Raw genomic sequence first — 22,375 nt, forward strand, 5'->3', positions numbered from 1 at the left:
CTGAGGAGGGCCACAGTGTTGCCACAATGGGAACTTCAGCATGGAATCATTGCCCGAAATGGAATTACCCTGATGAACAGCTCAGAGCCGATCATCGATGCCAATCTCGCCGTCGCGCTGGACGCCCTGCTGGCCGAGCAGAGCGTCACCCGCGCCGCCGCCCGCCTGCGCACCTCCCCCGCCGCCATGAGCCGCACCCTGGCCCGCCTCCGCCGCATCCTCCAGGACCCGCTCCTGGTCCGGGCGGGGCAGGCCATGGTCCCCACCCCCCGCGCCCAGGCCCTGCGCGACGAAGCCGCCGCGGTGGTGCGCCGCCTCGAAGCACTGCTCACCCCCGGCGCCGACGTCGATCCCGCCACCCTGCGCGGCACCTTCACCCTGCAGACCGCCGACCTCGTCGGCGCGGCGCTGGCTCCCGGACTGCTGCGACGGGCCCGGCAGGAGGCACCAGGGGTCTCGTTGCGGTTCCGGGCCGAAGAGCTGGAGGCCGGGCCGGCCCTCCGCGACGGCCGCATCGACCTGGAGATCGGATCCATCGACCACGTCGACCCCGAAACCCGGGTGGAAGAGCTGGTCACCCTCCGGATGGCGGCGGCCGTCCGGCCCGGTCATCCCCTCACCGAAGGAACCCTGACCCCGGCCCGGCTCGCCGCCGCCGAGCACGTCGCGGTCAGCCGCCGCGGCCGGTTCACCGGCCCCCTCGACACCGCCCTGGCCGAGCGGAACCTCCACCGGCGGGTCGTCGCCGTCCTCCCCGGCCACCTGGCGGCGATGACCCTCGCCGCCCGCAGCGACGTCGTCTGCCTCATCCCCACCGCACCCCCCGGCGCCGGCCCCTCGCCCCTCACCGACCCCGCCGGCGCCCTCGGCCTCCGCCTCCTCGACATTCCCCTCCCACTGCCGCCGCTGACCATCGGCATGGCCTGGCACCCCCGTCACGCCGCCGACGGAGCGCACCGCTGGCTCCGCGACGCCGTCCGCCGGACCCTTGGCGCACCGGCGATCACCTGAGGTGTCGTCAGCGGCGCGGGCCTCCCCCGGAGACCGCGGCCTCGTCGGGGGTGAGGTCGTACGGTGACGCCGGACGGCCCTCACAGCGGGAGTCGGGCGGGATCGCCACAGGCGCGGGAGCCAGCCAGGAAAGGGCGCTCCGCTCGACGTTCCACTGGTAAAGGTCGACGGTGGTGTGCGGGACCGCGCCCGGCTCCGGGCAGAGCACCTGAGACACCAGCAGGTCGTTGCGGACGAAACGGACCGCGCCGGAGCGTTCGAGGATGGTGACGAGACGGTCGTCGCTGGCGATCACGTAGCCGACCGTGACCTGCTCGGCCTTGCCGTTCGGCTCGGTGGCGATCTCCATGGCCGTGAGCGGCAGGATCGGCGAGCGCAGCACCACCACTCCGGCCACCAGCGGGAAGAGCACGGCGAGCGTCCAGGTCAGGCCGTGCACCACCAACGGCGCGGCGGGTGCCGGGACCGGCCCGGTGACCAGCGGGGCGAGCACGGGCGGCGCGGTGAGAAGAATCAGCGTGGCGACGTCGCGCTGCGCCAGCGCCTGCATGATCGCCGGGCGGAGCAGCAGGAGGACGAGCACGCCGGAGACCACCGGCACCACCAGGCAGACGGCCCGGATCCACGTACGGTCCAGTGGGCGGCGTTCCCGCACGGTCAGCCCGGCCACCGCGAGCGTGAGCATGAGCAGGGTCGGCAGGAAACGGAGCTGCCAGCCCAGCAGCCCGACGCCCACGGCCACCGCGGCCACCCAGTCGGGCACCCGGTCGGCGGCCCGCGCCACCCAGAAGGAGCGACGGGTGCTGAGCCGGTAGAGCGGCCCGAGCACCCGGCCGGCCAGGACCACCGCGGGCAGCACCCACACCAGCGTCAGCAGCACCGTGGTGAGCAGGCCGAGCGGGCTGACGTACTGCACGAGCAGCAGCAGGGTCTGCGTGTCCTGCCGGCTGGCGTACCAGAGCCGCATCACCAGCAGCACCAGCGGGAAGGCGGGCAGGAGCGTCAGCACCCACTCCTGGTTGCGCTGCGGCGCGCGGACCCTTCCCTTCTCCCCGGCCTCAGCAGCCATCGGCGGAGAGGGCTCGCTCCCACGGCCACCGGCGCACCTGCGGCGATCTCAGGCACGGCTGGGTGCTCTGGGCCACGTTCACCCCGGGATTGGCCGCCAGCATCGGACGGATGTGCCGGTCGTAGGCCTCCTCCCACATCCTGTTCTGGGGATCGGCGTAGGAGCGGTACAACGCCAGCTCGACCAGGGTGCGCAGGGCGGTGTTGGTGCCCGTGTTCACCGCCCACATCTCGGTCGTCTCCAGCCCGATGTCGTGGTGTGTCAACGTGCCGCCGGACTTGGCGACGAATCCCGCCATGATCGCGGCGTCCGTGCTGACGGCGTCGTACAGGTGGGCCTCCAGTCCCTCGAAGCAGGCACTGATCTTGTTCTCCGCCGTCACCCTGGCGCCGCTCTCGGCCAGCGGACCCTCCGAGGTCGAGGTGCCGAGCGTGCAGACCTTCTCGCCCGCGAGCTGGCCGAGAGAGGTCACCCGGGCGTGATCGGCCCGTGTCACCACCGACTGCTCGGTGTACAAATAGGGGCTGGAGAGGCCGACCGACGGATCCTGCAGCCGTTTGGCGGTGATGCTGAACGTCGCCACGACGAGGTCGACGGTGACGAAGTTCCCGTCGGCGTCGGTGGCCTGGCGGCGGGCCCGGTCCTCGGTCTCGATGGACAGGAACTCCACCTGATCTGGCCGGAAGCCGAGCTCACCGGCGATCATGTAGGCGATGTCGATGTCGAAGCCGGAGAAGGCGCCGGATTTGTCGCGTAAGGCGATGCCCGGAGTGTCGTCCTTCACCCCGATCAACAGCTTCTTCTTCCCCGTCAGCCGGGCCTGCTCGCGTAATTCGGCCTCGGTCGGCGGCCCGGCGGCGAAAAGGATGTAGCCGCCGACGAGAACCGCGGCCATGATGGCGGCCAGCCAGCCGTACAGCCGCAGCCAGTCTCCCCGGCGGCGAGGTGGTCCGGCCTCCGGCGCTGGAGGCGCCGGCGGGGAGCTCGGCGCAGCGGGTTCCGCTTCCGGCCGCGTTCGCCGCGGCCGCCGTCCGAACCGCTTCCCCGACTCCACCCGAACAGCCTCCGTCACACCGTCCAGCGCACCATATCCACGGAGATCATCCCGGAAAAAGGGTATTCCCTTTCAACGGGTGATTCCGGAGAAACGAGAACACCCCGCGCACGCAAGCCGGTGCGCGGCAAGCCGCCAGAGCCGGCACGGGCCGGATCCGTGGTCCAGTTCTTCATCGAGGTCCGCGCCTGCGTGGCAAAGCTCGACGCGGAGGAGTGGTGGGACGATCTGGGCGAACGGCTCGCTGCGACAGGCCCGTCTACGACCGGAGAGCCAGTACTGCCGGTACTCGGCTGTTGTGCTCGATCCACTTGGCGGCGGCCGCGTGATCCCTACCGGCCGCAAGGTCAGGCACATCGCCGGGGTTACGTCTTTCTGGAGTTCTTCCCCGCCCACCGCGGCGGCAGCGAGGCGCTCAGCCAGCTGATAGCGACGCGCGTCGACGTCCCCGAGCCACAAGCGTGCCAGGATCACCGCGTCACCAGGCCGGTCGTCCCAGTAGGCGATCAGACTTCGCGTGCCCCCGCTCGCACACTGCCGAGCGTCCGGCCCGGCCATCGCGTGATCGCCCTGCGCTGGTCGCCGCCGAGATCGGCGAGTCGGGGAGCATCCACCGTCAGGTGCTCGGCGCGGTGCCGGGGAGTTCGAGGGTGGCGAGGGTGCCGCCGCCGGGGGCGTTCTCCACGGAGACCCGGCCCCCGGCGTCCCGTACGGCCTGGGCCACGATGGCGAGACCGAGGCCGGAGCCGGGCAGGCCGCGCGCCGACGGCGAGCGCCAGAAGCGCTCGAAGACGTGCGGCAGCTCGTCTTCGGGAATGCCCGGCCCCTCGTCGCGCACGGTCAGCACGCCCTTGCCGAGCCGCACGGTGACGAGGCCGCCGGGCGGGCTGAACTTCACCGCGTTGTCGAGCACGTTCACCGCGGCGCGGTGCAGGCCGCGGGCGTCGCCGTGGACCTGCCAGGGGTCGAGGCCGACGTCGAAGCGCAGCCCCGGGCCGCGCCGCCGGGCCCGCTCGACCGCCGCCGCGACCACCTCGTGGAAGTCGATCTCGGCCGACGACTCGCCGCTCTCCGCCTCGCGGGACAGCTCCAGCAGGTCGCCGACGAGGCTCGACATCTCCTCGAACTGCTCCTTGACGTTCGCCAGCAGCCGCCGCTTGGCCGCGGGCTCGATGGCGCGGCCCGTGGCCTCGCTGCGCAGCAGCAGGTCGATGTTGGTACGCAGGCTCGTGAGCGGGGTGCGCAGTTCGTGCCCGGCGTCGGCGACGAGCCGGCGCTGCCGCTCCTGGGAGCTCGACAGGGCCGCGGTCATCGTGTTGAACGACCGGCCGAGGCGGGCGATCTCGTCCTCCCCCTCGACGGGGATCGTGACGGTGAGGTCCTCCGTCCGCGCCACGTGCTCGACCGCGCCGGTCAGCCGCGCCACGGGCCGCAGGGCCGTACGGGCGAGCCAGAGGCCGGCCACGGCGGCGCCCGCCACGCCGAGCACGCTGACCGACCCGAAGACCACGGCGAGGATGCCCAGGGTCTGGTCCATCTCGGCGGTGGAGCGGAACACGCTGATCGTCACCGGCGCGGGCGGCTGGGCGGGCTCGGGAAACCGGCCCGGCGGCCCCGGCAGCGGGGGCACGTAGCGGGTCGTGTGGACGAGCACGGAGGTCCCGTCGGTGGTGACCGCGTCACGCAGGATCGAGCCGGAGGTCAGCGTGCGTTCCGCCGCGGACGGCCGTACGTGGGCCGAGCCGGCCCAGACGCAGACCGTGCCGTCGGGGGCGACGATCTGCCAGCTCCGCCCGGAGGGGTCCCAGTCGGGGCGGGGGCCGCGGCGCTGCGTCTCGTCGCCGCGGCAGTCGCGCAGCGCGATCACGACCTGGTCGGCCGCCGGTCTCAGCCGGGTCAGCGAGCGGGCGATCTGGTCGCGCATCTCGGCGCGGGCGAGCAGCCAGCAGGCCGCCGCCGACACCGCGACGGCCAGCGCGACCGCCGCCGCGATGAGCAGCGTGAGCCGCGACCGGAGCGAGCGGCGCCTCACGGCGACGGCCGCAACACGTAGCCCACCCCGCGCACCGTATGGATGAGGCGGGGCAGCCCGCCCGCCTCCGTCTTGCGGCGCAGATACATGACGTACACGTCGAGTGAGTTCGACGTCGGCTCGAAGTCGAAGCCCCACACGGCGCTGAGGATCTGCTCCCGGGTGAGCACCTGGCGCGGATGGGTCAGGAACAGCTCCAGCAGCAGGTGTTCGGTGCGGGTCAGCTCCAGCCGCCGGCCCGCCCGGGTGACCTCCCAGCTCGCGGCGTCCATGCGCAGGTCGCCGAAGGCGAGCACGTCGCCGTCGCCGCCCCGGGCGGCGTACTGCCCGCCGCGCCGGAGCAGGGCACGCACCCGGGCGAACAGCTCGTCGAGCTCGAACGGCTTGACGAGATAGTCGTCGGCCCCGGCGTCCAGCCCGGAGACGCGGTCGCCGACGGCGTCACGCGCGGTCAGCATGAGGACGGGGACGCGGTTGCCCGCCGACCTCAGCCGCCGGCAGGTGGTCAGCCCGTCGAGCCGCGGCATCATGACGTCGAGGAGCATCGCGTCGTACGCCTCCCGGCCCCGCGCGGCGTGATCGAGGAGCCCGAGCGCGGCCAGCCCGTCACCGGCCGTCTCGACCTCGTATCCCTCGAACTCCAGGCTGCTGCGCAGCGCCTCCCGCAGGGCGGGCTCGTCGTCCACCACCAGCAGCTTCGCGGCTTCCTCACGCACCGGCACACGTTATCCGAGCGTCATGAGAATCCGGTTAAGGGCGGATTTATCCCGCTGAGTCGCACCCGCCCGGCGACACGAACCCGAAGCCGAAGCCGGAGCGCGTCAACCCGCCGAGGTCAGGACGGCCATCGCGGCGTTGTGGCCCGGGATGCCGCTCACGCCGCCGCCGCGCCGCGCGCCCGCGCCGCACAGCAGCACCCGCTCGTGCGCCGTCTCGACGCCCCACGGCCCGTGACCGCCTGGGCCGTCCCCCTCACCGTCCTCCTCGCCGTACGGCCAGGAAAGGTCGCGGTGGAAGATGTGCCCGCCGGGCAGGCCCGCGTCCCGTTCCAGGTCGAGCGGCGTCTTGACCTCCAGGCACGGCTCTCCGGAGGGGGCGCGCAGCAGGCAGTCGCCGATGGGCTCGGCGAGCACGGAGTCGATCGAGGCGAGGGTGCGGTCCAGCGCCTCCCGTTTGGCGGCCGGGTCGGTGAACAACCGGGCGGGCATGTGCAGGCCGAACAGCGTCATCGTCTGCGCCCCCGCCGCGCGCAGCTCCGGCCCGAGGATCGAGGGGTCGGTGAGCGAGTGGCAGTAGACCTCCGCGGGCGGCAGGTCCGGCACCCGCCCCGCGGCCGCCTGCGCGTACGCCGCGGCGAGCTGGTCGCGGCTCTCGTTGATGTGGAACGTGCCGCTGAACGCCTCGGCCGGCGTCACGGCGGGGTCGCGCAGCCGGGGCAGCCGCGACAGCACCATGTTGATCTTCAGCTGGGCGCCCTCAGGTGTCTCGGGCGCCTCCCCGAGCAGCCGCGCGAGCACGGCGGGCGGCAGGTTCGCGAGCACCTTCGCGCCGGTCACCACGTGCTCGGCACCGTCGGGCGCCTCCCGGAACGTGACCTCTCCCGTGGCGGGGTCGACGGCCAGCACCTCGGCCCCCGTACGGATCTCGGCGCCGCGCCGCCGCGCGACGTCGGCGAGCTCGGCGGTCACCGCGCCCATGCCGCCCACCGGGACGTTCCAGTCGCCCGTGCCGTCGCCGATGACGTGGTAGAGGAAGCACCGGTTGGCCAGTAGGTCGGCGGCGGGGTCGGCGAAGGTGCCGATCAGCGCGTCGGTGAGGACCACCCCGCGCACCGTGTCGTCGGCGAACCGCTCGTCCACGACCTGCCCGATGGGCCGTTCGAACAGGTCGCGCCACGCCTCGTCGTCGCCCACGATCCCGCGCAGGTCCGTACGGCCGGGCAGGGGGTCGAGCAGCGTGGGCGCGACCCGCCGGGCGACGTGGGCGGTCATCGCGTAGAACCGTTCCCAGGCCTCGAGGTCGCGCCGTCCGCCGGTGACGGCCTCGAAGGAGGCGGCGGTGCGGGCGGCGTCCTCGTTGTCCACGAGCAGGCCGGTGCCGCCGGCCGGGGTGTAGGAGGAGAAGCGGCGGCGGCGCAGGTCGAGCCGGAGCCCCAGCTCTTTGACGATCTTCGACGGCAGCAGGCTGACCAGGTAGGAGTAGCGCGACAGCCGCGCGTCCACGCCGGGGAACGCCCGCGCCGACACGGCGAGACCGCCCACGTGGCCGAGCCGTTCCAGGACCAGCACCCGGCGTCCGGCCCCGGCGAGGTAGGCGGCGGCCACGAGACCGTTGTGCCCGGCACCGGCGATGACGACGTCGTAGTGCGAACGTGGCATGGAGCGTTCTCCCGGGTCGTACGAGGCGCGGTGCCCGAAAGGTATCGCAAGATTGCCCTCTGGACCCGGGCAGAATATGACGAAGCCGGACAATTTTCCGCTAACACGAACAGGAGCACCATGCGCGTTTCCGATGAGGTCGCCGAGGCTCTGGCCGCCGGCCGGCCGGTCGTCGCCCTGGAGTCCACGATCATCTCCCACGGGCTTCCCCAGCCCCGGAACCTCCAGGTCGCCCTCGAACTGGAGGAGATCGTCCGGGAGGCGGGCGCGGTGCCCGCGACGGTCGCGGTGCTCGACGGCGTCCCCCGGGTGGGCCTCGACAAGGACGGGCTGGACCGCATCGCGACCGAGCCGGGCCTGCGCAAGCTCGGCTACCGCGACCTCGCCCCCGCCGCCGCGCTCGGCCTCAGCGGCGCCACGACCGTCTCCGGCACGTCGTTCCTCGCGGCCCGGGCGGGCGTGCGGGTCTTCGCCACCGGAGGCCTCGGCGGCGTGCACCGCGGCTGGACGACGGTGCAGGACGAGTCGGCCGACATCGACACCCTGGGCCGGACCAGGATCACGGTCGTGTGCGCCGGCGTGAAGTCGATCCTCGACGTGCCCGCGACCCTGCAGCGGCTGGAGACGAAGCAGGTCAGCGTGGTCGGCTACCGTACGGACGAGTTCCCCGGCTTCTACCTGCACAGCTCGGGCGAGCCGGTCGACTGGCGCGTCGAGACTCCCCAAGAGGCCGCCGGGATCATGCGGGCCCAGGACGCCCTCGGCGGGCTGGAGACCGCGCTCATCGTGGCCAACCCGGTGCCCGCCGACCTCCAGCTCGACCCGGACCTGCACGACCGGGTGCTCGCCGAGGGCCTGCGCGCCGCCGAGGAGCGCGGCGTCACCGGGCAGGCCATCACCCCCTTCCTGCTGGAGTACCTGGTCGAGGGCACGGACGGGGCGTCGCTGGAGGCCAACCTCGCCGCCGTACGCGGGAACACCGCCCTCGCCGGGCGGATCGCCGCCGCCTGGGCGGCCGGGTGAGCGCTCCGCCGGCGACCGGCCTGCTGGTGATCGGCGACGTGGTCACGGACGTCGTCGCGCTGCACGACGGGCCCCCGGCCACCGGCACCGACACGCCCGCCGACATCGCGCTGCGTCCGGGCGGCTCGGGGGCGAACACCGCCTCCTGGGCCGCCCGCCTCGGCGCCGACACCCGCCTGCTGGCGCGGGCCGGGTACGACACCGGCGACTGGCACGCGGCCGAGCTGACGAAGGCGGGCGTACGGCCGCACCTGCGGATCGACTCCGAGCGTCCGTCGGCCGTCGTCATCGCGATGGTCGACGCGAGCGGGGAGCGGTCCATGCTCACCAACCGGGGCGCGAGCGGCCACATCGGCGTGGACGACTGGGCGTCCGGCCTTCTCGACGGGGTCGGCCACCTGCACCTGTCGGCGTACACGATGTTCGCCGGGCCGGGGCTGGAGCTGGCCCGGCTGGCCATGCGCGAGGCGGCCGGGCGGGGCGTCCCGGTCAGCGTCGACCCGGCCTCCTGCGGGCCGCTGCGGGAGTTCGGCCCCGAACGGTTCCTCCGCGAGACCGCGCCGGCGTCCATCGTGATCCCCAACCGGGAGGAGGCGCTGCTGCTCTCGGGGGCGTCCGATCCGGACACGGCCGGGCAGGTCCTGAGCGCCCGCTACGGCACCGCGGTCGTCAAGCTCGGGGCCGACGGCGCGCTGCTGGCCCGTGGGGGCCGTATAGTCGCCAGGGCGCCCGCTCCCCCGGCGGCGGTGATCGACTCGACGGGTGCCGGAGACGCCTTCGCGGCGGGGTTCCTGGCCGCCACGCTGGCGGGCGGCACCCCCGAGGAGGCGCTGCGAACGGGGTGCGAGGCGGGGGCGATGGCGGTCGCGCAGGTGGGCGGCCGTCCGAAGTCTGGGAACTTTACCCTATTGACACCAATTGCTGGTTTGCGGCGTAAGCTGCACCATTAGCAACATGCGTCACTCTCGGGAGGGTGCGGTCATACCGATGGACGCCGAGTCAACGATCTGCCTGAGCGACCTGGTCCCGGCCCTGCGCTGGAGCCGTCCTCAGCAGGTGGCCGAGATGCTGGCCGACCCGCGCCTGCCGGGCGGGTGGTGGGCATCCGTCGCCATCGGCCACGCGGTGCGGGCGACCGGAGTTGACTGGCTCTGCGAACGGCTCGCCCGGCTGGCCGTCGGCCGCTGGGACCATCTGCCTCTCACCGACCTGCTCCCCGCGCTCCAGGTCCACACCGTGGACCCGGCCATGGCCGGGTGGCCCGAACCGGTCCGTACGGTGGTGACCCACCTGGGCGGGTGGTACCGGCTCCGCCGCATGACGCCCGTCGACCTGCGGACGCCCAGCGCCTCGGCCTCTCCGGAGGCCCTCCTCACCACGATCTTCCGAGAGGTGTTCGGGCACCTGGAGGGGCCGGCCGGCGAGCAGGCCTCCGCTCCGGCCGCCCAGGCGGTCCCGGGCGCACAGGCCACCGCGGGGGCGTCGGCGGTTCCGGCCGCACAGGGCGCCTCGGGCACGCGTACGCCGGGCGCTCCGGCCGCATCGGGTGCTCCGGGCGCTCTCGCCATGCCGGGCGCATCGGGCGCTTCTGGTACGCAGGGTGCTTCGGGTACACAGGCCGCTCCGGGTACGCAGGCGGGCCCGGGCGCCCCCACGGCCCAGCCCGCCGCCGGTCCCGTCTCCGCACCGTTCCCGCAGGCCCCCCAGGGGACCCCGCCGCACGGAACCCCGGCGCCGGTGGCCCCGGCCCAGGGAGCCCCGGCACGCGGAACCACGGCGCAGCCGTTCCCCCAGCAGCCCGCCGCGACCGCTCAGGGTTTCCCGGCCACCCCGGGAGCGGCCTCACAGCCCTTCCCCGCCGTCGCCCAGGGACCCACCCCACAGGGGCCCGCCGGTCAGCAGGGACCCGCCGCTCCCGCCTCCCAGGTGCCCCCGCAGGCCGACGGAGCGCCCTCCCAGCCCTTCCCCGCCGTCCCGGGCGCTCCCGCATCGCAGCCCTTCCCCGCCGCTCCGGGCGCGACCTCGCAGCCCTTCCCCGCGACCGCACAGGGACCCGGTTCGCAGGGACCCGGCTCCCAGCCGCCCTCGCAGGTCAACGGGGCCCCCTCACAGCCCTTCGCGCGGCCGGGCGCGATGCCTCCCAGCCAGGCGGAGCAGGCGGCCGTACAGCCCGCGAGCCCGCCTCCGGCGGGTGCGCCCCTCGGTGAGCAGGTCAGGCCGGCCACCCAGCCCTTCGCCCGGCAGCCCGCCCCCGCGCTCCCCCAATCCCCGGCCCAACAGTCCCCGGCCCAGCCGACGGCACAGTCCCGTACGGAGGCCCGCGGCGAGGCGCGGCCGGAGGCTCCGGCGGCGCCGGAGCGGCAGCCGGCCGACCTGTCCGCGCACCCGATGGTCGGGGTCGTCGAGGGGCTGTTCCGCGACTGGGACCCGCTCGCCCGCGCCGTGGCCGCCGAGCGGCTGTTCGCCGCCGAGCCGGTGAGCCTGCGCGCACTCGCGCACACCCTCGGCGTCGACCGCGATCTGCTCTCCCAGGCGCAGCGCACGGCCGAGGAGCGGGTGCTGCTGTGGCTGCGCTCCCCCGACACCGCGCCGCTCACCGGGCACCTGTTCGGGCTGACCGAGTGGCTCGGCACGGCGGCCACCCAGGAGCAGCTCATCGCGGCCGACCCGTCCCACCCGGTCGAGGTCCCGGCCCTCGGCACCCCGCTGTGGCGGGTGCTGGTCACCCTGATGCCCGACCGCCGCCTGCAGGACGGCTGGCTCGTGCTCGGCGACCTGGCCGGGCTGCGCGACAGGACCCGCCACCTCCTGGCGAACAAGCCCGCCGACGCCGATGTCGTGGAGCTGCTCGGCCAGCTCGGCATCCGCGCCCACTCGGCGAAGGCGTGGCTCGACTCGTTGCCGCAGGCGGCCGCGCCGTCCGAAGCGGGCGCGCTGCCGACCCGGCGCGGGCCGGCGGGCGGACCGGCGGCCAAGCCCGCGCCGCTGCCGCGCCGCACGCCGGGGGCGAACGGCCACCACCACGGCCGCGGCGGAATCCCGGTCCCCTCCCAGGCCGGCAACGGGCCCGACGCCGCGACGGCGCTGGCCGCGCTGAACGCTCTGGCGAGCGGCACCCGGGGCGGGGGCGTGCCCCTGCCGCACCTGGTGCCGAACCCGCGTCCGACCTCGGGCCCGGCCTCCGACCCGCGCCGCTGGCAGCGCATCGACGTCACCAGCGGTCACCTGCGCGGCGAGCCGGTGGCCGTCCCCGAGGGGTACGCCGCCCAGCTGGGCATGCGTCCGGGGACGCTGCTGTCGGTCACCGGCCCGGGCAACAACGCCGTCGTCCTGGTGTGGCGTGACCGGCAGCCGGTGTTCGACTCGCTCCAGCCGGTGCTCATGCGGCTGAACGCCCGGCCGGGCGACTCGGTCTACGTGACCGTGGACGGCTACCGGCTCGACGCCCAGCTCACCTCGGCCGTCTGACCACCCCCGGCCGGGCGGGCCGGAGAGGTCAGCGGAGAAGTCAGCTCAGCGCGGCCGCCTTGCGCAGCAGCACCGAGCGTTCGCGCTGGTTGGCGCACAGCCGGGCCGCCAGCTCCAGCTCGGCGCGCGCCTCCGGCCGCCGTCCGAGCCGGGCCAGCAGCTCACCGCGTACGGTCGGAACCAGATGCGAACCGGGGAGCCGGTTCGCGGCGATCAGCTCGTCCACGATGGCCAGGGCCTGCTCCGGGCCCGAGGCCATGGCCACGGCGACGGCCCGGTTGAGCTCGACCACCGGCGAGGGCGCGACCCGGCCGAGCGCCTCGTAGAGCACCACGATCCGGTCCCAGTCGGTCTCCTCGACCGAGGGCGCCGACGCGTGGACGGCGGCGATCGCGGCCTGCAGGCCGTAGGGGCCGAGGCCGCGAGCCGACGCCCTGGCCAGCGCGGCCAGCCCACGGCGGATCGCCGAGACGTCCCACAGCCGCCGGTCCTGGTCCTCCAGCAGGACCGGCGAACCGTCCGGGCCGGTCCGGGCCGGGAAGCGCGCGGCCGTCAGCTCGAACAACGCGAGCAGGCCGTGCGCCTCCGGCTCGTCCGGCAGCAGCGCGGCCAGCGTGCGGGCCAGCCGGATCGCCTCGTACGCCACGTCGGGGCGCAGCAGCCGGTCACCCGACGTGGCCGTCGACCCCTCGGTGAAGATCACGTAAAGCACGCTGAGCACACCGCCCAGCCGCTCCCGGCGTTCGCCGGCCGCCGGCAGCTCGAACGGCACCCCGGCCGCCGCGATCGTCTTCTTGCCCCTGGTGATGCGGGCCTGCACGGTCGGCACGGAGACGAGGAACGCGCGGGCGATCTCCTCGGTGGACAGGCCCGCGACCACGCGCAGGGTCAGCGCCACCCGGGCCTCGGGTGAGAGCACCGGGTGGCAGCTGACGAACATCAGCGCCAGGACGTCGTCGTCGATCCTGTCGGGGTCGATCTCCTCGTCCACGGCCGAACCGGCCGCCGAGGCGGCCGCCAGCAGGGCGTACCGGTCCTGGAGGGCGGTCCGGCGGCGGATCGCGTCGATCGCCCGCCGCCGGGCCGTGGCCATCAGCCAGCCGGCCGGATTCGCCGGAGGGGCGAGCGGCCACGACACCAGCGCCTCGGCCACCGCCTCCTGGGCCACGTCCTCGGCCAGCCCGAAGTCACCGGTGAACCGGGTCAGCGCCGCGACGATCCGCGCCGACTCGATCCGCCAGACGGCCTCGACGTCGGCCGTGCCCATCAGACCCGGCCCCGGCTCTCGCGCCCCTTGATCACTCGCCGGCCTGCGGGACCTCGTCGCTCCCGGCCACCCGGCGGACCTCGATCTTGGACCCGCGGGCCGCCGGGACCCGCGTGGCCCACTCGACCGCCTCCTCCTTCGAGGCGACGTCGACCAGGAAGTAGCCCCCGAACAGTTCCTTGGTCTCGCCGTACGGCCCGTCCGTGACCACCGGGGCCTCCCCGCCGAAGTCGACCACGACGCCCCGGCGCGGATCGTCCAGCCCTTCGGCCGCGAGGAGCACGCCTGCCTTGACCATCTCCTCGATGAACCGGCGGGTCGCGGCCATCGCCTCGTCGATGCCGGCCATCATGGCCGCGTTCGACTCGTCGGTGCCCCGCATGATCAGCATGTACTTCGCCATCGCGTTCTCCTCGTCCGGCGGGGCCGCCTCTCGGCCCTCGCACCCGTACGTCGAACGAGCGGCGCACGGATCGACACGGTCCCGGAGAAATTTCGCGGGGCGGACGTCAGGCCTTCGGCCTGAGCATCTTCCGATAGTAGGTCGCCGAGATCTCGTAGCCGAGGGCGCCGTAGAACTCGGCGGCCCGCCGGGTCGCGAGCGCGACGTACCCCGCCTGCCGCGAGCGCGCCCACGTCTCGAACTCCTCCAGCAGCCTGCGCCCGATGCCGTGGCGGCGGTAACCGCTCTCGATCATCGCCTCCTCCACCCAGGCGACCCTGCCGTTGGCGAAGAGCGTGATGTGGGTGAAGCCCAGCAGGTAGCCGCGCACGGTCCCGTCCACGGTGGCGACGATGAGAAAGGCGTCCTCGTTCTCCAGCAGTTGCGGCAGCGCCGCGTCGAACGGCGCGCGCTCGGGCCGGAACGTCACCGCGAACTCGCGGGCGAGTGCGAAAATCTCGTCCGCGTCGGATTTCTCGGCTTTACGGAGCTGGAGATCACCAGACGTCATGAAAGGGACTCTAGGAGTACCTGGGCACATACGTCCAATCAGGAAGTCTCCCACGGTTCTCACGCCGACGCGACTGCGAAGGCTCGCCGTCCGCGATGATGAGCGCGACGAGCCGGCCCCGGATGAGGCCGGTCACCTCACCCACCGACTGTCCCAGCGCCCCGGCGACGGCGAGCGCGGCGCGGGCGCGGCTGGACGATCCGGACGAGGTCGAAGACCACCTGCCGCAGTGTCGCGGGGTGCTGGTGCACGATTCGCTGCCGCTGTACAACGGCTACCCGCACGCCCGGCACCGACTGTGCGGTGCCCACCTGGCCAGAGAGTTGACCGCCGCGGCCGAAGACCACCCCGTACAGCGGTGGCCGGCACAGATCCGCTGGGCGTTGGCCGAGCTGAACAAACACCCCGTCAAGGCCCGTGAGAGCGGGTTGACCGAGATCCCGCCCGAGCGGGCGCGGATCTACCTCGAATCCTTCCACCGCGGGTGAAGATCTCCGGCTGCCATCAATCCGAAGATGGCGCCGCGCACTGGCTGACCGTTTGCTCCTACCTCGACAGCGCCCGCAAACACGGACTGAGCGCCTTCAACGCGATCCACCGCGCCTTCACCGGCAACCTCTGAATGCCGCCCGTCGCACTCAACGCCTGATCAGCACCTATCACCCAGCGTCACAGAACCTTCTGATTGCTTACCCGCGCCCTTTCCCTATCAGCCAGGACGTTCCCTTGCACATTCGCGGGCCGTAGGTATAGGTCTTTCCGGTCTCGCTTGTCGCGATCAGGATCGCTCCCGGCTCTGGATCGGTGCATCTGCTGTCCGCGAAGCCATAGGAATATCCTTCCCCGGGATCAAGGGTCAAGAGAGTCCTGGTGCCTGAGCTCCATTTTACCGTGACGGTTTCCTGCGTGGTGTTGATGATGTAGAACATCGCTTCAGCACGCGGTTGACACGCACTCAAGACCAGAGCGCCAGCGATGACCAGTCCGGTAGACAGCATGTGGACCTTCATGGTCGCTATGGCTCCAACCGTATTGCGCTTAGTCATACTCGGTCGCTTCCAATTCGCCCAATCTCAGCATACCCGGGCAATGACGCCCACAGTCTGCCCGGAAGCTCCTACCCGCTCTGCGATCCGGCCGGAGCCTGCCGGGCCCCGGCTGGATCGCGAGGCGCGCACTTCTGGCTGCGCTCCTGCTAAGGAAGCTTGGAGGTGACGAACTGGCTCACCGGAATGTCGACGAAGCGGGGGTACTGGTTGTCAGGGAACGAGTAGCCGCGCGTCCAACAGCTGAGATTCACGGCGCTCGTACTGACCGTGTACGAGAGGACTATCTTGGTGGTGTCCGAGAGCAGGCCAGGCTGCACCCTCGCTCCGTAGACACTGGAGTATTGAGGATTGGTCTTCGTCTCTGGCGGTGTGTACAGGTCCACCTGCTCGGAGCCGAATCCCCACGGACTCCTGGCCGGCATCGCGACGATCTTCCCGGGGGCCGCGGAGGCGGGCGTGTGCCGCACCAGCCAGAACAGGCCGTTGATCCGGACTACGCTGAAGTCCACTTCGGCCTTTGGCTGCAGCGGCTTCGCCTGGGCACAGGACGCCGTCCACTGAGCGGATCCGTCGCTCCCCACGCCGGCGAAGTACCGCCACCTGCTCTGGTCGACGAGGTCGTAATCCGGTCCGTCGGTGCGGGCGAGGTAGAGGGATTTCTCCGCGGCGGCTCCGCTCGCCTCCCAGCCATAGATGTAGGTATATCCTTGGTGGCTGAGCAGGACGGAACCCCAGATGACGGGGGCCGGAGGTCGGGCCGAGCATTCCTGCAGTCTCGTCGGAGTGACGGCGAGCGTCGTCTTCGTCTCCAGATCGCTGCCCGGGAATCGCGCGTAGGCGCCGCGTGTGTTCTCGTCTCCCACCCCCTCGTAGTAGAATTTGATCACTTCGTTTCCGTAGGTGACCATCGAGTCTCCGGTCCAGAACTGGCCGCCCTCACCCACCGGGGTCTTCGCGTATCGCGACCAGAAATCCGTACTGGTGTCCGTCTCCCGGCAGGTGCTTCCCCCCGTGATGGTGCGTAGCGCGGACCCGTTCTGCATCACGATGGAGTTGCGGATGTAGCTGGTCTCGCTGCCGGTCGACCTTTTGCTCGGGTTGCCGAGGAAAGTGTCCGAGAAGAACCACGCTCGCTTTCCCGATAAGAGTTTCACGGCTTGGGCGGCGTCCCCGCCGCTCCAGTCGGCACAACCGGCGTTGTTCGCGTACCCGTCCCACATGGTGTTCAACGCAGAGTCCGGCCCTGCACTGGCCTCCCTCGCCATCGAGGCGGTCCAGTTCACGGGCTGCCCGTAGGCGATATCGTTCGGAATTTTCAGCGATTCAGCCCTGAGGTCGGTACGGACGGCGATCAAGGTCGCGGTCTCCCCCGCGCTTATCTTGATGGTGATATCGTGCGTCTTTTCGTCTTCGCTGGTGTCGGCGCGTGCCCAGCGCAATGGAGTCATTGAGGAGTGGTTGTTCCACGCGACGAGGAGATAGCTCAACTCCATCTCGTCATCGTCGACTGTGCTGTCGTCGGACGCGTCGACGCGGACGGACAGTCTGCCATCCCCCGTTCCGGTAGGAGTGAACTCCATGTAGGAGGCGCCGCCAGGCCAGATCCTAGTGCTCCCGCTGGCCGAATCACCCCAGCTCATGGTTTTCGCCGCGGATCGCGTGGGTCGACCGTCAGACGAGTTGTTGGACCCGTCTTGATTAGCATTGTCGCGCCAGAGGGTTGATGCGTGCGTATGCGCATACCCGTCCGCGCTTCCGAGGAAAGCGGACAGGCTTGCGGTTTTGCCGCTTAGCCGGTAGTTGGCTACCGCGAAGCCGAACATTTCGTTCTTCAGATTGAGATCGTAGCCGGCCAGTACCTGGTCGATGGCTTCGAGCGGGAGCTTGCTGTCCATCACTTCCCAGGTCTTTCTGACGAAGTCGACCGTACCGGTGCGCTCGGCCAGGTATTGCGCGAGTATGAATGCCCCATATTGTCTGCTTCCGGCCAGGCCGTCGCTCGAGTTCACCGCGCTTTCCGGATTTCCGAGGAACGAATCCAGGGTTCGGGCATAAGCGTGCCAATCGGGCCCGTTGGGGTCGTTTTGCTGGTACACCACATCAGCGGCCCACTCCGCGGTCGCCTCCATCCACCAGTTGATCGAGATGAGGTTGCCGAAGAAATGGAGATTCGGGAGGTAGTGGTACTGCACCGCGTGGAAGAGCTCGTGCCGGATAAGATAGGTGTACCAACCCTCGTCGCGCAAGGTAGTGCCTTGGTTGTCCTCGAACTCCGCGGGGTCCACCGGTAGAAAGATGACCACCTTACTGTCGCCGCCCAAGATATCCCCGAAGGGGAAGGTCACGCCGGGATTGTTGTTGGCATCGAAACCGACGTATATCTCGGTCGTGGTCCCGGGCAGTCTGTACCCCATCGACTGGTACTGCGCCCAGGCCACCCGTAGTGATGCCTCGATCTTGTCGATCGCGTCGGGCACGCCGTTCGCCGGGGATACGTCGGTGTTCGGTAGTCCGTCGATCGGAATGTTGTAGTCGGGGTTCATGGAGAACCCGTCGATGTTGTAGTAGATATCGAACTCATGGTTCATCGAGAACGACCGTTTACAGGTGAACCAGCTCAGGAACTGGATGTAGGGCGTGGCGCAGTCGACCCAGGGGGAGGCCGACTTGGATGAGCCGCGACTCTCTCCTGGCCGGACATCGAGGCTCCGCACCCAGGCTTGCGTCTCTGCCGACGTCTTGTCCACCAGCGAAAGCGCATATGTCAGCGTGAGCCTGTCCTCATGGGTCGTTTTCGCATCCGACTTGAATCTCTTCGGAAGCCGGCTCGGATCCGCGATTCTGAGGATCGTGTTCCGGACGTACTCGTCGACGCCGATCTCTCCTCGTGACCAGGCCTTGGAGATCTTGTCGTCATCGCCGAAGTCGGGTTTGCGGGCTGCGAGCTTCTTATGCAGTTCGCTCTCCGGCCGTTCTACGGGACTATACGGACGGGGTGACTCTGTCCCGAGGATCGGATCCGGTGTAGGCGAGACGGCCGCCGGAGTCGGAGCCGACATCGGTGCCTCGGCGTTTGACGGCGTGGCCGACTGGAGAACCGATGCGAGAACGCCGACCACCGTCAGCGCCGCCAACCGTGTCAGGAGACGGTTTCGATGTGGAGGTAACAATGCTCCGCCTATCGGGGGACACGACGAACAGATGGACTGGGCAGCCTTGTCGCAGCGCAGACTTCAGCCACGGCCTTCGAGGCTCCGTTGACAGACGAGTGGGCGCTTACGGACAGGTGGTCGGGAAGAAGGCCACGGCGTCGAAAACCACGCTCTCGTCTCCGACGCCCTCGCCGTTGAGCGTGCTCAGGGAGACTTTCGGCGATCCGGAGAAGGCGAAAACGCCGAGTGACACCCAGCGGTTGGCCTGCTGCCCCGCATTCGCCTTCACCGGCCGCTGGGAGATGACCCTCGACCTGATGCCCTGGGCGGTGTGCACGTCATAGCGCGCCTGCCTGGTGTACCCGAAGTGATCCGGCAGATGGACGAAGACCTGTGCCGGTCCGTTGATCTGCTGGTTCAGCGTCCAGGTGCCGATGACTCTCATCACGGCCCCGTTGTGGCTCGCGTTCCGCGCGTAGCCGAACCACTCGTGGCCGCCGAAGCCGTTGCCGAGCTGCTGGAAATCCGCCTTGGCCGGCACGCGGCCGGCGGAATCGCGGCCGAACTCGAGCGAGAAAGTCCCGGAGTTGGTCCAGCCGCTGTTGTTACAGCCCCCGCGGAACGCCGGCACCGTGCTGGGAACGTCGTCGACGATCTTTGCGCCGGACGGTAGCCCGGGAGTCTGACATGGGTACCAGTAGTCCTGCGGGTCCTCTCGTTCAGTGCTCTTCCAGACGTCATCCGAGTACCGGATCGTGCCTTCGTTCCCGCACTGCGTCGCGCAGTCGGGCTTCCAGACCTTCGGCAGGTGCCACCAGCATTTGAAGTCGGCGCGCAGGCAGGTGCCGGCTGTACTGGTGGCCGGTGACTCGTAGTTTGTGGTGCCGGGCCGGCAGTTGTTGTCAGCGGTGCAGAAGGCGTTGGCGTCGACGGCGAAGAGGGTCACCTTCTGAATGACGGGGACCACGGCCGAGCGGTAGTCGTTGTGGTTCCACCACGCTGCGTTGTAGCCGGCCTGCTCCACGTTCTTGCCCTGTGCCGGGTCCCAGTAGGTTTTGGTGATGGGCCAGGCCGCCCAGCCGAGCACCTTCTCCTGGTAGGGCCAATACTGCGGCGTCGCCGCATCCGCGTAGGTGTTCCCGTCGAGGAACGGATGCCTGCCCGGTTTCCAGTAGGAGTTGGAGGGGTTGTTCGTCCAGCCGAGCCCCCAGGCACCGTTGTTCGGTTCACCGTTGGCGTCGGTGCCGTTGGCCTCCGCCTGAGGGTGCCAGCCGGAGTTGTAGGCCCAGATCGCGAAGTACCAGTTCTCGAGCTTGGCCGAAGCACCGTTGTTCGCCCTCATGGTGGCGTGGCTGTCGGTCCAGATCTGGTTCCACTTCTCCGTCAGTGTGCGCAGCCCCGCGGCGATGTTGGTGACATAGTCCAGAGCCACCGCCTTCTGCTTGTCCGCAGGCCACGCCGTCTCTCCCGGCCGCTCCGACCCGGCCTTACGCATGTGGTCGGTCTGCTGCGATATCCCGTACCCGCAGTCCGCCTTGGAGAAATCGATGGCCCAGTCGTTGGAGGGATCGCTGTCGTAGATGTCGACCCCGTAATAGTTCCCCACCAAGGGATTGCCGAGTTCGCCCTCGGCGACCCTCCGTTGAGCCTGCCAGAGATTCGACTCCTGAGCGAGGATGCCGAGCATGATGTTCGTCGGCACCCGCCCTCCACCCTCAAGGTCGTAGGCGGGGAACTCCGCCTGCGGAGACCAGTTGGTGAGCTTCAGGCTCTTCCAATTGGTACGTGTCACCTGCAAGCGCTTCTGGACCAGCTGATCGACGGCCCATTCCACCTGGCGCCAGTGCGGCTGGTACACCTGCAGTTCCGGATCGTTACGCGGGACAGCGCACGTGTAGCCCGCGTCGATCGGGCTCTCCGCGGCCAGGGCCGCCCCGCTCGCGGACGTGGTGGCCGTCTTATCCGCCGCTCCCGCGGTCTTCTTCGCACTGCTTTTGGCGATTGTCGCAAGACGAGGGTTCGGCACGCTTCCTGTACGGATCTGGGGGGCCTGCCTCGCCGCCGGTGAGACCTCGAAGTCCAGCTTCGCCTCTGTCGCCGGGACCTCCGCCGCCACGTCGATCGCTTCGGGTCCCCCGCTGTCCTTTCCGACGCCCGAGATATCGGTGTCTTTCGGATCCGTACGCAGTCCCTCCCTGAGGCCGCTTCGAGCGGCGCTCTTCACGACCAGCTTCCCGTCCGAAGAGATCTGCCCGCCGGCAGGGCCGGGCAGGAGGCTCATCTTCCCCGGCAGGCTCCGGATCTCGTCCGCCTCACCCAGAAGAAAGACCCTGCCGTCGCCCCCGGAACGGACCGACAATGCTCCAAGCCGGCCTTTCGCCAACGTACGCGTCCTGCCCTCCGCGTGATAGCGGACGGTGATGTCTCCGTCTGCCTGCTCGGCGAACGCCACGCCCCCCTCCGCGTCCACGTGTACGTCGAACGGCACGGAAGCTGCCGTGGCCAGGCTCTTCATCTTTCCGGCAGTGGACAGCGACACCAGCGCATTACCCCGGGCGGCCACGAAGCCGTCCCGGTACGGCACGGCCGAACTGATCTGTCCAGGGATCACAACCGAATCGGTGACCTTCCCGCTGCGGGTCTCCACCCGGAGGAGCCTGCTGGTGCGGTGCTCCTCATCCGCCCCCTGGGTGAGCGCGACCGTCCCGTCCGCACTGCAACCAGGGTTGAAGTAGGCCAAAGTGACCTGATCTTTGAGCTTCGTCACGTCGCCGCTGTCCACGTCGACGCTTGCGGCGAAGGCGCCCCGGGCGAAGAGCCGGGCACGGTTGGTGAAGTGGCGCGGAGCGTAGACGACCATGACATGCTTGCCGGTTCCGGTCAGGCACGCGTTCCCAATCCATTGGTCGGTGTCCATGCCCGGCTCGCTCAAGGTCGCCAGCGTCCGCCATTCGTACCCATCACGCGCCCGCGCCATGAGCACATGGAATCCCGATCCGTCCCCAGCGGTCGCCACCGCCACATCTGGCGAATTACGCCAGCCTTTGGCCAGCACCGCGTCACGTCGGGAACTGTCCACCGAGCCCCCGGGACCTCGGGCGGCGGAGTCATCCCTGGACTGCATCTGCGAACTCGTTGCCTGCGGGCCCATTCGATCAGGGCCGGACTCTGCGGTGGCAGGAACGACTGGTAACAACGGAACCACCAGTGAGGCGAGGGCCGCGATACGTGCGAGTAAGGCACCGCGCGTGATCATTGACTCCCCTATCTTTTGACTGTAATTCCGTTCCGCCCTATTGGGACTTTCCGTGCTTTCCGTTGTGGAGGCGAGACCATCGGAATAGCGGCACATCGGGCCTTGAGCCGCAGCGGTTGCTTCTGCCATCGATGCAGAGAAGAGGAGGCTGCCGCACACCGGGGGGAAACTCCTTGGCGTTCGGCACAGGAACCTGGTCGAGCGGCGATGACCGCTTTGATCGCGTTTGCCGACGGCGACCCCGGTACGGAGATATGAGCATCGCCAGCGTGCCCGTCGCGATGACGCGACTGCCCTGGTCGCGAGAAGGTTGGCGGCGTGGATCAGGCCGCGCGGCGCCATCTGGGGCTGGGCAGGCCTACGATGGCGGCGGAACCGCAAGCCCGGGCGGCAGGCGCTGCTGGTTCCCTTGGTGCACGGGGTGGAGGTGCGCTTGTCTGTCTGAATACGAGCATCTTGTCCGTCTCCTCGCACCGAAGGCGGCGACCCTATGCCGTACCGTTCATCGGAAGGTGCACCCTCTTCGCGCGGAGGCGATCTCCAGCGGATCGCATCCTGCAGATCAGGTGCACCTTCCTCACATCCATCAGCAGCTCCGAGGCGAGATTCCGATGAACAGCCGCAGGTCAGGAGCCTGTCGGCCAGGTCGTCAGAGGCCGCCCT

16 protein-coding genes are annotated in these 22,375 nt (G+C 70.4%); 6 read left to right on the top strand and 10 right to left on the bottom strand.

What is annotated here, in order from left to right; all coding sequences use genetic code 11:
- The first annotated feature begins 72 nt into the window (after positions 1-72).
- On the top strand, positions 73-1,011 hold the full coding sequence (locus F5972_RS04955) for a LysR family transcriptional regulator (RefSeq protein ID WP_191909951.1): 939 nt from the start codon (positions 73-75) through the stop codon (positions 1,009-1,011).
- 7 nt (positions 1,012-1,018) lie between these two features.
- Here the strand turns inward: F5972_RS04955 and F5972_RS04960 are convergent, their stop codons facing one another.
- The 5 genes from F5972_RS04960 to F5972_RS04980 all read right to left on the bottom strand — a co-directional run bounded on the left by F5972_RS04960 (position 1,019) and on the right by F5972_RS04980 (position 7,544).
- Complete coding sequence (locus tag F5972_RS04960; protein WP_150931557.1) at positions 1,019-2,080, bottom strand: hypothetical protein; 1,062 nt, start codon at positions 2,078-2,080, stop codon at positions 1,019-1,021.
- Positions 2,070-3,152, bottom strand: coding sequence for a transporter substrate-binding domain-containing protein (locus F5972_RS04965; protein WP_150931558.1), 1,083 nt, complete (start codon positions 3,150-3,152; stop codon positions 2,070-2,072). Before F5972_RS04965 ends, F5972_RS04960 begins: the two co-directional genes overlap by 11 nt.
- 598 nt (positions 3,153-3,750) lie before the next feature.
- Positions 3,751-5,166 (bottom strand): sensor histidine kinase, encoded by a 1,416-nt coding sequence (locus F5972_RS04970; RefSeq protein ID WP_150931560.1) that lies wholly within the window; start codon positions 5,164-5,166, stop codon positions 3,751-3,753.
- A complete protein-coding gene (locus F5972_RS04975; protein ID WP_191909952.1) occupies positions 5,163-5,882 on the bottom strand; it encodes a response regulator transcription factor in 720 nt (239 codons plus the stop codon). The genes F5972_RS04970 and F5972_RS04975 overlap by 4 nt, the downstream gene beginning before the upstream one ends.
- A gap of 105 nt (positions 5,883-5,987) precedes the next feature.
- Positions 5,988-7,544: a phytoene desaturase family protein gene (locus tag F5972_RS04980; protein WP_150931562.1), complete on the bottom strand. Its 1,557-nt coding sequence runs from the start codon at positions 7,542-7,544 to the stop codon at positions 5,988-5,990.
- A 120-nt stretch (positions 7,545-7,664) separates the two neighbouring features.
- Between F5972_RS04980 and F5972_RS04985 the strand changes: the two genes are divergently transcribed.
- From F5972_RS04985 to F5972_RS05000, 3 genes are read left to right on the top strand one after another with little or no spacing between them, the layout of a single operon-like run.
- Positions 7,665-8,567, top strand: coding sequence for a pseudouridine-5'-phosphate glycosidase (locus F5972_RS04985; protein ID WP_150931564.1), 903 nt, complete (start codon positions 7,665-7,667; stop codon positions 8,565-8,567).
- Positions 8,564-9,517, top strand: a complete 954-nt coding sequence (locus F5972_RS04990) for a carbohydrate kinase family protein (protein WP_150931566.1) — start codon at positions 8,564-8,566, stop codon at positions 9,515-9,517. Before F5972_RS04985 ends, F5972_RS04990 begins: the two co-directional genes overlap by 4 nt.
- A 37-nt stretch (positions 9,518-9,554) precedes the next feature.
- Positions 9,555-12,035 carry a hypothetical protein gene (locus F5972_RS05000; RefSeq protein ID WP_191909953.1) on the top strand — a complete coding sequence of 827 codons (2,481 nt, stop codon included), beginning with the start codon at positions 9,555-9,557 and terminating at the stop codon, positions 12,033-12,035.
- 40 nt (positions 12,036-12,075) lie between these two features.
- Here the strand turns inward: F5972_RS05000 and F5972_RS05005 are convergent, their stop codons facing one another.
- The 3 genes from F5972_RS05005 to F5972_RS05015 form a co-directional block, all read right to left on the bottom strand.
- Entirely contained in the window at positions 12,076-13,302 is a 1,227-nt protein-coding gene (locus F5972_RS05005) for an RNA polymerase sigma factor (protein WP_150931570.1), read from the bottom strand.
- A gap of 31 nt (positions 13,303-13,333) precedes the next feature.
- On the bottom strand, positions 13,334-13,705 hold the full coding sequence (locus F5972_RS05010) for a YciI family protein (RefSeq protein ID WP_150931572.1): 372 nt from the start codon (positions 13,703-13,705) through the stop codon (positions 13,334-13,336).
- Between the two features lie 106 nt (positions 13,706-13,811).
- On the bottom strand, positions 13,812-14,255 hold the full coding sequence (locus tag F5972_RS05015; RefSeq protein ID WP_150931574.1) for a GNAT family N-acetyltransferase: 444 nt from the start codon (positions 14,253-14,255) through the stop codon (positions 13,812-13,814).
- A gap of 122 nt (positions 14,256-14,377) precedes the next feature.
- On the opposite strand from F5972_RS05015, the gene F5972_RS05020 reads away from it, so the two are divergent.
- Positions 14,378-14,743 (top strand): IS66 family transposase, encoded by a 366-nt coding sequence (locus F5972_RS05020; protein ID WP_191909954.1) that lies wholly within the window; start codon positions 14,378-14,380, stop codon positions 14,741-14,743.
- Positions 14,740-14,877: a hypothetical protein gene (locus F5972_RS36920; RefSeq protein WP_191909955.1), complete on the top strand. Its 138-nt coding sequence runs from the start codon at positions 14,740-14,742 to the stop codon at positions 14,875-14,877. The genes F5972_RS05020 and F5972_RS36920 overlap by 4 nt, the downstream gene beginning before the upstream one ends.
- 573 nt (positions 14,878-15,450) lie before the next feature.
- On the opposite strand, the gene F5972_RS05025 is transcribed toward F5972_RS36920, so the two are convergent.
- Complete coding sequence (locus tag F5972_RS05025; RefSeq protein WP_150931578.1) at positions 15,451-18,438, bottom strand: hypothetical protein; 2,988 nt, start codon at positions 18,436-18,438, stop codon at positions 15,451-15,453.
- Between the two features lie 142 nt (positions 18,439-18,580).
- Positions 18,581-21,535 (bottom strand): golvesin C-terminal-like domain-containing protein, encoded by a 2,955-nt coding sequence (locus tag F5972_RS05030; protein ID WP_150931580.1) that lies wholly within the window; start codon positions 21,533-21,535, stop codon positions 18,581-18,583.
- Positions 21,536-22,375 lie beyond the last annotated feature (840 nt).

It is taken from the genome of Microbispora cellulosiformans (assembly GCF_008728085.1).
GTDB classification, from domain to species: Bacteria; Actinomycetota; Actinomycetes; order Streptosporangiales; family Streptosporangiaceae; genus Microbispora; species Microbispora amethystogenes.